This is a genomic window from Shewanella sp. 1311 (assembly GCF_059338235.1).
Map to the genome: position 1 here is coordinate 4,188,929 of NZ_CM181686.1, position 13,286 is coordinate 4,202,214.

General features: G+C 44.8%; 10 protein-coding genes. 8 read left to right on the forward strand and 2 right to left on the reverse strand.

The annotated features are described in order from the left end of the window. Nucleotides 1-111 precede the first annotated feature (111 nt). The 4 genes from phoB (at nt 112) to AC5YB3_RS18490 (ending at nt 6,017) form a co-directional block, all read left to right on the forward strand. Nucleotides 112-801 carry a phosphate regulon transcriptional regulator PhoB gene (phoB, locus tag AC5YB3_RS18475; RefSeq protein ID WP_006080904.1) on the forward strand — a complete coding sequence of 230 codons (690 nt, stop codon included), beginning with the start codon at nt 112-114 and terminating at the stop codon, nt 799-801. An 80-nt stretch (nt 802-881) separates the two neighbouring features. Beyond that, nucleotides 882-2,180, forward strand: a complete 1,299-nt coding sequence (gene phoR / locus AC5YB3_RS18480) for a phosphate regulon sensor histidine kinase PhoR (protein WP_006080905.1) — start codon at nt 882-884, stop codon at nt 2,178-2,180. A gap of 228 nt (nt 2,181-2,408) precedes the next feature. Next, nucleotides 2,409-3,380 carry a PstS family phosphate ABC transporter substrate-binding protein gene (locus AC5YB3_RS18485; RefSeq protein ID WP_006080906.1) on the forward strand — a complete coding sequence of 324 codons (972 nt, stop codon included), beginning with the start codon at nt 2,409-2,411 and terminating at the stop codon, nt 3,378-3,380. A gap of 765 nt (nt 3,381-4,145) precedes the next feature. Beyond that, nucleotides 4,146-6,017, forward strand: a complete 1,872-nt coding sequence (locus AC5YB3_RS18490) for a M1 family metallopeptidase (RefSeq protein ID WP_494525897.1) — start codon at nt 4,146-4,148, stop codon at nt 6,015-6,017. 1,061 nt (nt 6,018-7,078) lie between these two features. On the opposite strand, the gene AC5YB3_RS18495 is transcribed toward AC5YB3_RS18490, so the two are convergent. After that, nucleotides 7,079-7,564: a glutathione peroxidase gene (locus AC5YB3_RS18495; RefSeq protein ID WP_494525898.1), complete on the reverse strand. Its 486-nt coding sequence runs from the start codon at nt 7,562-7,564 to the stop codon at nt 7,079-7,081. A gap of 150 nt (nt 7,565-7,714) precedes the next feature. Between AC5YB3_RS18495 and AC5YB3_RS18500 the strand changes: the two genes are divergently transcribed. The 3 genes from AC5YB3_RS18500 (at nt 7,715) to AC5YB3_RS18510 (ending at nt 10,434) form a co-directional block, all read left to right on the forward strand. Next, nucleotides 7,715-9,085, forward strand: a complete 1,371-nt coding sequence (locus AC5YB3_RS18500; protein ID WP_011846297.1) for a magnesium transporter — start codon at nt 7,715-7,717, stop codon at nt 9,083-9,085. A gap of 140 nt (nt 9,086-9,225) precedes the next feature. Beyond that, entirely contained in the window at nt 9,226-9,729 is a 504-nt protein-coding gene (locus tag AC5YB3_RS18505) for a GNAT family N-acetyltransferase (RefSeq protein ID WP_494525899.1), read from the forward strand. A gap of 165 nt (nt 9,730-9,894) precedes the next feature. Continuing rightward, entirely contained in the window at nt 9,895-10,434 is a 540-nt protein-coding gene (locus AC5YB3_RS18510) for a YfaZ family protein (protein WP_071939116.1), read from the forward strand. Between the two features lie 60 nt (nt 10,435-10,494). Here the strand turns inward: AC5YB3_RS18510 and AC5YB3_RS18515 are convergent, their stop codons facing one another. Further along, on the reverse strand, nt 10,495-11,346 hold the full coding sequence (locus AC5YB3_RS18515) for a DMT family transporter (RefSeq protein WP_011846299.1): 852 nt from the start codon (nt 11,344-11,346) through the stop codon (nt 10,495-10,497). A gap of 246 nt (nt 11,347-11,592) precedes the next feature. Between AC5YB3_RS18515 and AC5YB3_RS18520 the strand changes: the two genes are divergently transcribed. Continuing rightward, complete coding sequence (locus tag AC5YB3_RS18520) at nt 11,593-13,266, forward strand: diguanylate cyclase (RefSeq protein WP_446445455.1); 1,674 nt, start codon at nt 11,593-11,595, stop codon at nt 13,264-13,266. Nucleotides 13,267-13,286 lie beyond the last annotated feature (20 nt).

Consider the following 13,286-nt stretch of genomic DNA (forward strand, 5'->3'; position numbering starts at 1 on the left):
TATTATGACAAATATTACTACTATATGGCTCAAACGGCGTGCTAATTCATAAATCTGTAATAAAAATGACTAATAATAGCCGTGTTGACATTCACTGACAGAAAATCACTTATGACTGCAAGGATATTGATAGTAGAAGACGAGTTAGCCATCCGCGAGATGCTGACTTTTGTAATGGAACAGCATGGGTTTACGACCTCTGCGGCGGAAGATTTTGATTCGGCCATTGCGCTGCTAAAGGAGCCTTACCCCGATCTGATTTTATTGGATTGGATGTTTCCTGGCGGAAGTGGTATTCAATTGGCGAAACGCTTGAAGCAAGATGAGTTCACGCGTCAAATTCCGATCATCATGTTAACTGCCCGCGGTGAAGAGGAAGATAAAGTCAAAGGTCTCGAAGTTGGCGCCGATGATTACATCACTAAACCTTTCTCCCCAAAAGAACTTGTCGCACGTATTAAGGCCGTATTGCGTCGCAGTGCACCAACTCGTTTAGAAGAAACCATTGATGTGCAGGGCTTAATGCTCGATCCTGTGAGCCACAGGGTGAGCGTAGGCGATACTGTATTAGATATGGGACCAACCGAATTTCGTTTATTACACTTTTTCATGACCCACCCAGAACGTGTCTACAGCCGCGAACAGCTGCTCGACAATGTGTGGGGAACCAATGTGTATGTTGAAGACAGAACCGTTGACGTGCATATCAGACGCCTTCGTAAAGCCGTTGAAGAGTCTGGTCACGACCGCTTGATCCAAACGGTTCGTGGCGCAGGTTATCGTTTCTCTACACGCATTTAGTGCCGAATAAGTGTTAGGCACAAGTTAGCTTTTAGGCTATCTTGTGCTCCTCTTATTTAGCCTGATGTTTGGGTTTATCTATGTCTGACTCTTATTCAGGGTACCGGTTGTTTACGCGCTTAGCCTTATATCTACTGCTTTGCGCGCTAATAGGTTTATTGGTAGGGAAACTTCTCTGGATACTCTTTTTCGGCATGCTAGGGCTGGTTTGCTGGCATTACCGACAATTATCACGGCTTAACTTTTGGTTATGGCGCGATAGAAAACTCACGCCGCCGCAGGGCAGTGGGAGTTGGGAAGGGGTGTTTAACGGCATTTATCGCCTCCAAGGTAAGAATCGTCGACGTGTCGGTCAATTGGCCGCATTGCTGGCGCGATTCCGCCAAGGTGCAGAAGCGTTACCCGATGCCGCTGTGGTGCTCGATTCAGAGCATAATATTTTATGGTGCAACAAGTTAGCGCAGCTTATTCTCGGCTTTGTTTGGCCGCAGGATAATGGCCAGCGTATTGATAACTTGATCCGCCATCCTGATTTTTCCGCTTATATTAAATCCGCACAATACAAAGAGCCGCTGGAGTTACCATCGCCAGTATCGGATAGGCGTTTGCTTGAGATCCGTATCATGGCCTACGGTGACAGGCAGCTACTGTTAATTGCGCGGGATATCACCCGTATACGTCAGCTCGAGGGCATGCGTAAAGAGTTTGTCGCGAATGTGTCACATGAGCTGAAAACGCCGCTCACTGTGTTGCAGGGTTATCTCGAAATGATGCAAAGCATGGCCGAGCCCGATTCGATGAACGTCAAACCGCTGGCCTTAATGCAGCAGCAGACGCGGCGAATGCAATCTATGGTCGAACAGCTATTGATGTTATCGCGGATTGAAGATGCGGCCGATATCAACCTCGAACATACAGTGAACATGACGCAGTTGATGGAAGTGCTCAAGGAGGAAGCTAAAGCGCTGGCACAAGATAGATACGAGCTGAGCTTCTATTGCGAACCTGGGCTTGATTCCCACGGTAATGAATTACAGCTAAGAAGTGCTTGTTCAAACTTGATTTCTAACGCGATTCGTTACACTGAACCCGGCGGTAAAATCACAGTGCAGTGGCGCAGTATGGCAACGGGAGCCATTTTTAGCGTAACGGATACGGGCGAAGGCATTGCACCTCAGCACATAGGTCGATTAACTGAACGTTTCTATCGGGTAGACAGTGCGCGCTCAAGGCAAACCGGTGGCAGTGGTCTAGGTCTTGCGATAGTAAAGCATGCGCTTAACCATCATCACAGTGAGCTTAAAATCAGCAGTGAAGTGGGTAAAGGCAGTACGTTTAGCTTTGTTATTCCTTTACATCTTATCGAGCGTAAGAAGTAAATTGCTTAAGTGAAATATTCGCAATTAATAATAAAAACAGGCCATTATGGCCTGTTTTTGTTTCTAGGTTCAGAGAGTTGTTTATTAGTGACAGAAAAAAGCGATAAATAACGCATTGTCATCTAAGTGTCACATCACAGACATAGAATTGTCATTGTAGCGATTGATACTGGCTGCGTCTGAAGAAACTTAAGTTACAAATTAGTTAGCTTACTACTGGAGCACATAATGAAACTGAAAAAGCTTGTCGGCGCGATTACCCTAACAGCCGCTGGTGTATTCTCTGCAACTGCGATGGCATCGATTGATCAATCTCTGCCAACTTATGAAAAAGCAAGTGGCGTGTCAGGCAACTTATCATCTGTAGGTTCAGATACGTTAGCCAACATGATGACACTTTGGGCCGAAGAATTTAAACAAATGTACCCTAACGTCAACATCCAGATCCAAGCGGCGGGTTCTTCTACTGCGCCACCAGCGTTGACTGAAGGCACTTCACAGTTCGGCCCTATGAGCCGCAAGATGAAGCCTAACGAAATTGAAGCATTCGAAAAACATTATGGTTATAAGCCAACTGCGGTTCGCGTAGCTATCGATGCTTTAGCAGTCTTCGTACACAAAGATAACCCAATCAAAGGTTTAAGCGTTGAACAAGTTGATGGTATTTTCTCTTCTACTCACAAATGTGGTAGCAGCGACATCCAACGTTGGGGCGAGCTGGGCTTAGACGGTAACTGGTCTGCTAAAGACGTTCAACTTTACGGTCGTAACTCTGTATCTGGTACTTACGGTTACTTTAAAGAGCACGCACTGTGTAAAGGCGACTTCAAAGCGAACGTGAACGAGCAACCAGGTTCTGCATCTGTAGTGCAATCTGTTTCTCAATCTCTAAACGCGATTGGTTACTCAGGTATCGGTTACAAAACCGCTGGTGTTAAAGCAGTTGCGATTGCTAAGAAAGGCGAAGAGTTTATCGAAGCAACTGCAGAAAACGCAGCTAACGGTACTTACCCACTATCACGTTACCTATATGTTTACGTGAACAAGCAACCAAACAAAGACTTAGCACCAATGGAAAAAGAATTCCTACGTTATGTGCTGTCTAAGCAAGGTCAGCAAGTAGTTGAGAAAGATGGCTATGTGACTCTGCCTAAGAGCGTAGTTGCTAAAGATTTAGAACAAGTGGGTATCCGCTTGTAAGCCAAACGGCTTGTTAATCAAGGACCTCCTCGGAGGTCCTTTTTTGTTTCTGGGGTTTTATCTGGGCGATGATGTTTGGTCATTCTGTCTGGTAGATGCCAAATAAAAGGCATAAAAAAAGCAACCTAAATAGGTTGCTGTAAATTCCAATTCGGAATCTTGGGACGGTCGCGCTAGAAACCATCTAAAGGAGAATGATGATGAACGAAGAAACTCAATACAAAGATTCGGTTCATAATATCTGACTCAGCATCCTTAAATTAGTTCAGGCAAAGTGCGAAATATTTTAAATAATTTTGCATTTTGTTTTTATTAAGAAGCGCGAGCCTCGATTTTTGCTCCGTTTGCTCCGTTTGCTCCGTTTGCTCCGTTTGCTCCGTTTGCTCGTCGCAACGGGCAAATCTTGTATGACGAAAGAAAACAGATTGCAGTTCTGTGATCGCCGCCAAAGATGAACTGTTACAAAAAACTTGCCTATAACGTGCCGATAAGCTGACTTAAAGCTCAGTTACGATTTGCCTCTGAGCAAATGTGCAGTCGATAATAACGCCTAACAATCCGTGATGAGTTATGACAGTGGCTAGTTATGACTGTGTAGTTATAACAGTGACAAGTCATGAAGCGCTGCACCACAGCAGTGCGCCACACGGCATACAACTCACGATTAAGTATTCAAACTTACCCTATACATTAAGAGCCAGAGCTTAGAGGGCTAGCGCCCAAAGCCCTGAACCCAGAGCCCAGAACTTGAATATCGAGGCGACAGTGTTACAAACAACTAAGAGTACGCTAGCGGATGCAACGACTTGGGATTTAACCCAAGATTACCATTCTTTTGCTAATACCGAACAAGTGCAAGTGAGACATGTCTCTTTGGATTTAGTGGTGGATTTTGACGCGCAGCGTCTTTTCGGTAAAGCGACGTTGTCCTTGGATTACCTTGAGCCGGATGTAACAGAGCTTTGGCTCGATAGCCGTGATCTAACCATACTCGCGGTTACTGCTGTGAATGCTGCAGATAGCGTCAATGCCACTGATACAGTGAGTGTTTTAACAACAGAAAATGAGGAGCCGCTCGATTTTGTGCTGAGTGAAGCCAATTCCATTCTCGGGCAAAAACTATGCATCAGTTTACCAACGTCACCTTGCAAACAGGTTTGCATTCACTATCAGACCTCTCCCGCCGCCCAAGGATTACAGTGGCTAGCACCTGAGCAAACTGCGGGTAAACAGTTACCTTATCTCTTTAGCCAATCGCAACCGATCAATGCCCGCAGCTGGATCCCACTACAGGACACGCCTAAGGCGCGGGTCACTTTTGATGCTAAGGTGCAAGTGCCAAAAGGTATGCGCGCAGTGATGAGTGCGATGAATCATCCCGACACACCGCTTAATGGTGTGTTTCACTTCGAGATGGAACGACCTATCCCGACCCATTTGATGGCGCTGGCAGTCGGTGATATTGCCTTTCAAGCGATAGGCCCAAGATGCGGGGTTTATACTGAGCCAAGTATGTTGGTCGCCGCCGCAAAAGAGTTTGAAGATACCGAACATATGCTCGAGGTTGCCGAGTCATTGTTAGGTCCTTATGTGTGGGGCCGTTATGACATGATTATCCTGCCGCCGAGTTTTCCTTTTGGCGGGATGGAAAATCCACGTTTAGCCTTTTTAACGCCCACACTCATCGCCGGCGATAAAAGCTTGGTTTCCACTGTTGCCCATGAGTTAGCGCATTCGTGGACGGGCAATTTAGTCAGTAATGCAACCTGGCGAGACCTCTGGTTAAACGAAGGTTTTACGACTTACTTTACTAACCGTATCGTGGAAGCGGTTTACGGCAAAGAACAGGCAGAATTGGAGTGGGTGATAGAGTTTGGTCGCTTAACAGAAGAAATAGCGTCTTTGCCTAAGGATAAACAAACCTTGCCCGCCAATGTGCAGCAGTGCGATCCCAACCTTGCTTTTAATCGTTTTACCTATGATAAAGCCTCGATGTTTGTCCATGATCTCGAGCGCAGGCTAGGACGAGTGGCGTTAGATAAATTTTTGCGCAACTATGTGGATCATTTTGCCTTTAAGGCGATTACCACCGAAGTGTTTGTTGAATACGCGCAGCAAACCTTACTGCCATTACACTCAGATAAGATCACTGAAGCCGAGCTGTTAACGTGGATTTATGGCAAAGGTTTGCCCGAGGGATATTGCGGACCAACATCCATGAGTTTAGATAAAGTTGATGATGCGCTGGCGAGTTTTTTACAGGGAACGGCCGCGAGCCAATTAAGCGTGAAAGATTGGCGAGTACATCATTGGCAGTATTTTCTGACCCAATTACCGGAAGTCGTCAGCCAAGTGCAACTGATGGATCTGGATGAAACGTTCCGATTCACTCAATCGACTAATGCGGAAATTGCCTGTGATTGGTTTAGAGTGGCGATTCGCAATCATTACGACCCTGTGTTGCCGGCTTTAAGTGCTTATTTAGTGCGTATTGGCCGCGGTAAATTTGTGCGGCCACTTTATGCTGAGCTGCAAATCGCGGGGTATCACACTGAATTAAAAGATATCTATACAAAGGCTCGCGCAGGTTATCACCCTTCGATTCAAGTTCAATTAGACAAGTCGCTAATATTATAGATATTTAGGCGATTATAGAGATTTAGGTGCGTATAGAAATTTAGGCAAAAAAATGGCAACCTAAGGTTGCCACAAGGAAATCAGTGCGGGATACAAATAGAATTCAGTGCGCTAGCGTGTTTTCTATTGTGTCCCAAAAGGGAGATGATGATGAACGACCAACTAATTAGACTCAATGCGATAAAACAGAAACTGTGTCATTTGAGTGAATGAAACTGCGACTTCACATATTTCATTCTCAAGGTGCATTTAATCTTATCCGTTAATCCTTACTTATACTCAGAGTCGCCATTTTTAATTAAGTTCACCGATATTAGAAAAAAATCTCAAAAAGTTTAAAAAGATTTTCTGGGGTATTTTTCTGGGAAATATTGAGTGCTCATACTTAAGTGTTACATTTGTTTTACATTAAAATCATAGCGATAAAAATTAAACGCGTGTCAGCTTATTAATCTATGAGCTAGCATTAGTGCTTGTTGAAATTTGAGCAAAAAAAATGGCAACCTAAGGTTGCCACAAGGAAATCAGTGCGGGATACAAGTAGAATTCAGTGCGCTAGCGTGTTTTCTATTGTGTCCCAAAAGGGAGATGATGATGAACGACCAACTAATTCGACTCAATGCGATAAAACAGAAACTGTGTCATTTGAGTAGATGAAACTGCGACTTCACATATTTCATTCTCAAGGTGCATTTAATCTTATCCGTTAATCCTTACCTATACTCAGAGTCGCCATTTTTAATTAAGTTCATCGATATCGCAAAAAAACACCAAAAAGTTTAAAAAAGAATTTCTGAGAGATAAAAAGCAGTTGAAATGAGACATTACATTTATTTTACATATAAATCATTGGGATAAAAAAAGGCAACCCAATGGTTGCCTAGTGACCTATTCCTAGGTCAAGGGGGCCGCGCTAGAAGCCCCAGGGAGATGATGAACATGAAAAAGACATTCACTGTTCAATACATTTGAGGGGGCTTGTACGGTTAAAGTTCCATAAAAAAGTTAAAATAAATCTAAATTTTTATAAAACTCAAAATTTCAAATAGATAGCGAGTAAATTATTTTAGCAAAGCGGCAATTTTACTTTCTAACGCTTCGAGTTTCGTGGTCGATGCAAATCGTTCAATCGCTTCGCCTTGGCGATTAACTAAAAATTTGGTGAAATTCCATTTGATACCTTGAGTGCCTAATACACCGGGAGCGGCTTTCTTAAGGTATTGATAAAGTGGATGGGTGTGTTCGCCATTCACTTCTATTTTAGAAAATAGTGGAAATGTCACGCCAAAATTCAATTCACAAAAGGCTTGAATACCTTGTTCATCGGCTTTTTCTTGGGCGCCAAATTGATTGCAAGGAAAGCCCAAAATCACTAATCCTTGACCTTTATATTCTTGATATAACGCTTCTAATCCCTTGTATTGCGGTGTAAATCCACATTCACTGGCGGTGTTAACGATCAAGAGTACTTTGCCTCGATACTGCTCTAAACTTACCGCGTTGCCTTGAATGTCTGTCGCTGATTGGCTGTATATATTCGTAGTCATGTTCACCTCCATAGGATCTTAGTCAACAGCATAAACTTAAAAATGATTTCCAGCAATCTAGTTGTGCGCAATTTATTTTGTGGGTTTGCTAATTTACTTAATTATCAATATAGTTACAGCAATTTTGTAGCTAAAGAAAAGGGCATCTGTGTGACAGAAAATGACGCAGAATACGAAACAAACATGCAAGCGGACGTGGGGCAGGTTGTTCAACAACTCACTGAAGTTGAAGGCGAAGAACAAGCTGAAGTGTTTAGCGAAATTTTGAATGACTCAGAACCTGGAACCATAGCCTTAGCGCTTGAATCCTTGCCCTTGGATGAGCGTTACGAGCGTTGGCAGCAAGTTGAATTTGCTGACCGAGTGACAGTGTTGAGCTTAATGCGTGCCGATCCGCGCATGGGGATCCTTAAACGGATGCCCGACAATGAAGTGGACTTGCTATTTGCCCAGTTAAGCCCAGAAGATTTAATTGAGTGGAGTGATTATCTCCCTGAAAGTTTTACCGATCGCGCCTTGGCCCAGATGGGCGAGCGTCAGCGACAACGATTCGAACTCTACGATCAGTACTCTGAGAATGAAATCGGGCGCTATACCGATCATCAAATGTTGGTGCTCAGTGATAAGGCGAGCGTTGCTCAGGCACAGCGCTTTTTCCGCCGTATTGAACTCGATTGTAACGACAATTTGTTTATCGTTGATGATCAGGATAAGTATCAAGGCACGGTGCGTCGGTATGACATTTTTAAACATAATCCCGATGAATTATTGATTTCACTCTTGTCCGAGGATAGCCGTGCGTTATCCGCTGACACGAGTTTATTGGAAGCGGCCGAAGCGATAGAGCACAGCCGCGAAATCGAATTGCCTGTGATCGATGAGTCTGGCGAGTTAATTGGTCGCGTGACGCTGCGAACTGCGACCGCTTTAGTGCGTGAACATTATGAAGCGCAGTTGATGGCAACTGCGGGTATGGATGAGTCCGACGACTTGTTCGCGCCTATTATGAAGGGCGCCCAGCGCCGTGCTGTGTGGCTCGGGATTAATTTGCTGACGGCTTTCCTCGCTTCGGCGACGATTGGCTTATTTGAAAATGTGTTATCCCAAGTGGTCGCGTTAGCAGTGTTAATGCCGATTGTGGCTTCTATGGGCGGCATTGCGGGTAGTCAGTCGTTGACGCTGATGATCCGCGGTATGGCCATGGGACAGATTTCAGCGGGTAACTTGTTTTCGTTAATGAAGAACGAACTCGGCATTGGCATAGTTAACGGTTTTTTGTGGGCGATAGTCATAGGTTTAGTCGCTGGCTGGTGGTTCGGTGAAGCGACCATAGGCATAGTGATTGGCTGTGCAATTTTGATCAACATGGCCGTGGCGGCAATTGCTGGCGTGGTCGTGCCTATGGTGCTGCAGAAGTTTAATCAAGATGCGGCGCTGTCGGGTTCAGTGATCTTAACCACAGTAACAGATGTGGTGGGCTTCTTTACTTTCTTAGGCATGGCGACCCTCTTGTATCTGTAGTGCATTGGTATATAAACAGTTATATCAGCAGTGCTCTGTTAGATTTGTAGTATGAGAGTGAAAGCGAAGTGGGATATGAGTGCACAGCTAAGTGGTGTGCATTTCCCGTATGTTGGCAACATTAACGGTTTAATCTGGATATGAGTGACATTCAGTTTGTAATAAGTGAACAACTAGAGGAATTAGCGCTGGCGGCACAATTGATTGATGGGCGTGATGATAACGCCCATCCGCTGGATCATCAGGTATTTTTCGATTCTCGTGCGGTGATCTTAGCGAAAACCCTTGAGGGTGAGATAGTCGGTTGCGCTGCGATAAAAGCCGGCAAAGGTACAGTGGGTGAGCTAGGTTATTTGGTGGTGTCGCCCCATTATCGGCGTCAAGGTATTGCCCAAGGTTTAACGCAAAAACGTATCGAAGTGGCTAAGGCATTAGGGATCATGATTTTATACGCCACTATTCGCGCCGAGAACACCTCGAGCCAAGCCAATTTGTTGAAGGCTGGTTTTCAGTTTTGGCGTGATTACTTGAGTATCCGCGGCACGGGCAACACTGTGGGTTGGTATTACTTAGCCTTAAGTGCCAATGTCGACGCTGAAGCGATAATGCTGTCTTTAGTGGGTGATCGCATTCAAGCGGTATAATTGTGCTGTAAGTGAAAAGGCTTAGATCTTCAGCTGTTTCGAGTTTGTTTTACATTTGTATATCCATCGCAAAAAATCCCCATTTATACGCAAATAGGCTGATTTTCTTTATTTATTCGGTATGATCCGCGGCTATTACCCACAGTCATTTATTGAGGTGTTTTTATGGCTAAGTTCAGAGTAGCAAGTGTTTTATTATTGAGTGCAGCAGCGCTGCAAGTGAATGCGTCAGAATTTAATCTTGGGTTGAACAACGATGTGGTTTCTACTGAGTTAGAGCTGCAATTGAACAAAGATACTAACGCAGTGTTAGGTTATATCTATGCCGACGAGGGTGGCCATATTGCCCAAGGTGCAATGCACATGACCCATGATGTGGGTGTGCATCACTTTGAAGTTGGCGCTAAGTTAAGTCAGCTTTGGTCTGACTATTCTCCAAATGGCAGCGCCATTTCTGTTGGTGGCCGTTATGCGCTATCTATGGGACCTAATATTTCATTACACGCCGCCGCTTACTACGCACCGTCAGTCTTATCGTTTGGTAATGTTGATGGTCAATATGAGCTCGATTCAAAAGTGCAATACCGCGTAACGCCAAACATGGCGTTTTATGTTGGTTACCGCAAGATTGCCTATGAGTACGATAACGCCCGCGATTTCACCTTCGAAGATGGCGTGTATATTGGCGGCAAATTCCGCTTCTAAAACAAATCGTTTTGATCTCGCTGCGTTAACTTAGCAGTCGATGTAAAGAGCCGGCCGAGGTCAACTTCGCCGGCTTTTCCATTTTGCTTTTAGCTCGCTGTAGCTGGGCAATATGGATGAGAAAATGACTAATCCGATACCGATTAACATCACTAGGCTAAGTTCTTCATCCAGTATCCACCAGCCGAACAAGGCCGCAAAAATCAATCCGGTATATTCTACAGGCGCCATTTGGCTCGCATCGGCACGTCGATAGGCGTGAATGATGAGATAGGTCATGCCAATATAAAATAGTCCCAACGTTAATCCCACCTGCGCCACTGGCAGACTAAAATCCGCGCCTTCGTATAAGGTCGCCGGTATCAGAAATATCATCGCAAAGGCATTAGACCAAAAGAGCATAGAGAAAGGATGTTCATGGGTCGAATAGGCCTTTAAAATCAAACTATTCAATGCGGACGTCATCGCACCGAAAAAGGCTAAACCAATATACAGGTTAAATTCGGTTGGTTGGCTGATAAGTAGAATGCCAGTAAAGCCAATGATCCCCGCAACTGAGCGTCGATAGCCGATGCGTTCATGTAAAAATAACGCAGAAAGCACGAGGAGTAACAAAGGTGAGGTATAAATCACGGCGGTTACCGTTGCGAGGGGAAGATGCAAAATGGCGAGCATAAAAATGGCGTTGCCGAGCCCAATCAATAGGGCGCGAGCAAGATGCACTTTGTAATAAGGGCTCAGTTTGAGATTACCCTGCAAGCGCCACACAAAAGGCAGCACTAGCAAGGTGGCAAAGAGTTGTCTGTAGAGCACCAGTTGGAACACGGGTGCATCATTTTCAAGCAACTTGACCAAGAGGTTGCCACTGGCAATTAGGAGTTGTGCGGCTAAAATCATCAATAGAGGCTGCATAGGATCCCAGCAAAAAATAAGTCAGTATTAAGTTGTATTTTGGATTTCAGGCCACGGTTTGGACTTTGAGACTAAAATAGCTCCATACGGCATGGGATATTCGACTAATTTAGCCTAACTGATTGTAAAAAACTAAATGTGGCCATAAAGTTAACCTACAATTCCAACTATCGACTAAGATTGACAGCATTAGCATTTACTTCATAGCTGTATAAATGATCTATGGCCCTTTAACTTAATAAGCCGATGAACAAACTTAAACAAACCCTATTTTGGTGTTTTTTACTTTTTATATGGACATTAAGTCCCTCTGTATTAAGCGCTGAAATTGCGTTGGACTCGCCGTATTTGTTCCATGCTCAAGCGGATCAACAGCCCCCAAAACAGTTTGATGCCGTGCCCCATTGGATGGGCCAACTCGACGAAGCTAACTCTGTGAGTTTAACCGGCGGTGACTATTGGATGATCACGCCTGTGATGGTCAATCAACGTCAGTCGAATTGGGTAGTGGATGCGAGTAATTCGATTATCGAATCTGTAGATTATTGGATACTCGGTAGTGATGGCAGTTCACAGCATGCCCACAGCGGCTACAGTGCCCCCTACGAATTTTTATTCGATTATGGCCGTAAGGTCACCTTGAATATGGGCACGGATTATTGGCTATTGGTTAAGCTTAGTAGCCGTTATTACTCATCTCCTCCCGAGATTGCCCTGCAAAGCGTGACGGATCATCAGTTGATGTCTGATCGCCTCGCCATGGCAGTGCTGCTGTGCTTAGGCGGCTTATTGTTTATCGCCTTATATAATCTTCTGATTTATATCTCTATTCTCGATAAAGCTTTTCTTTATTATGGCCTTTATGTCTTCGCGTATTTTGCTGGCTGGGCACTGACCTTCCATTTGCCGGCGCACTTGTTTAATTTCCATTACCTTGAGTTGCACCATCTGTTTTTTATCAGTTTGCCGATTTTTAATATCATGTTTTACAAGCACTTCTTGCAGCTGCCTAGCTACTCACCACGATTGTGGCGCCTTAGTCAGTATTTGATGTTTGCTTGTATTGTTGCTTTGCCGACCAGTATTTGGTTGTTGCCCTATACGGCGATTATTGCCTCAGTGCTGATCATGCTGTGGATTGCCTTAGCGATTACCTGCGGTAATGTGTGCTTGATGAAAGGCTTTGCCCCAGCGCGTTATTTTATTCTCGCCTTTACTTGTTTACTCTTGCCTGCGGTGATTATTTTGCCCGGGAATATGGGGCTAACACCAGATTTTATCGAACATGCGGAGCTGGCGACGCTGATGGGCGGCACGGCTGATGCGCTGCTATTGTCCTTAGCGTTAGCGAATAAGCTTAAGTTACTCGCAGAGGAACGTAAGGCGCATATTGAAGAGCTTGCGATTGCGTGGGAAAAGGCCCGCTTAGATGGGTTGACCCGAGTCGGTAATCGTTATGCTTTTGATGAATATATGAATTCGCAATTAGGCTTCGCCGATAAAGTGGTGCAGCCTATGGCTTTAGCGCTATTGAATATCGATAGCCTGAAAAGTGTTAATGAAACGCTCGGCCATCAAGAGGGCGATAGATTACTGCAAGTGGTAGTGCAGTTATTGCAAGCAACGGACTTAGCGCATTTAAAGCTTTATCGTATTAGTGGTGATGAGTTTGTGGTTGTGACGCCTTCGGTGGGGATCCCGCTATTGCTGAGTTCGTTAAATGGGTTAGCCGAACAATTAGCCAGCCAAGGCTTTAAGGATTGTCAGTGTAGTTTTGGGATCTCGTTAAACTCTGAGGTGGCCGATCCCCACGAGTGGCTGCGTTCGGCAGACACTAACTTGTACCAATCGCGAATGGATAAGCGCCGCCAAGAGTATGCCGATACGCGCGGGGTCGATGTGAGACTGCATTTAAGCTAACCGCTGCATTCAATCAAATG

Bases quoted from the DNA above. Each gene is read 5' to 3' on its own strand.
- AC5YB3_RS18510 (WP_071939116.1), top strand. From the start codon at position 9,895: ATGGCTAAGTTCAGAGTAGCAAGTGTTTTATTATTGAGTGCAGCAGCG.
- AC5YB3_RS18520 (WP_446445455.1), top strand. From the start codon at position 11,593: ATGAACAAACTTAAACAAACCCTATTTTGGTGTTTTTTACTTTTTATA.
- AC5YB3_RS18495 (WP_494525898.1), bottom strand. From the start codon at position 7,564: ATGACTACGAATATATACAGCCAATCAGCGACAGACATTCAAGGCAAC.
- phoR (WP_006080905.1), top strand. From the start codon at position 882: ATGTCTGACTCTTATTCAGGGTACCGGTTGTTTACGCGCTTAGCCTTA.
- phoB (WP_006080904.1), top strand. From the start codon at position 112: ATGACTGCAAGGATATTGATAGTAGAAGACGAGTTAGCCATCCGCGAG.
- AC5YB3_RS18515 (WP_011846299.1), bottom strand. From the start codon at position 11,346: ATGCAGCCTCTATTGATGATTTTAGCCGCACAACTCCTAATTGCCAGT.
- AC5YB3_RS18505 (WP_494525899.1), top strand. From the start codon at position 9,226: ATGAGTGACATTCAGTTTGTAATAAGTGAACAACTAGAGGAATTAGCG.
- AC5YB3_RS18485 (WP_006080906.1), top strand. From the start codon at position 2,409: ATGAAACTGAAAAAGCTTGTCGGCGCGATTACCCTAACAGCCGCTGGT.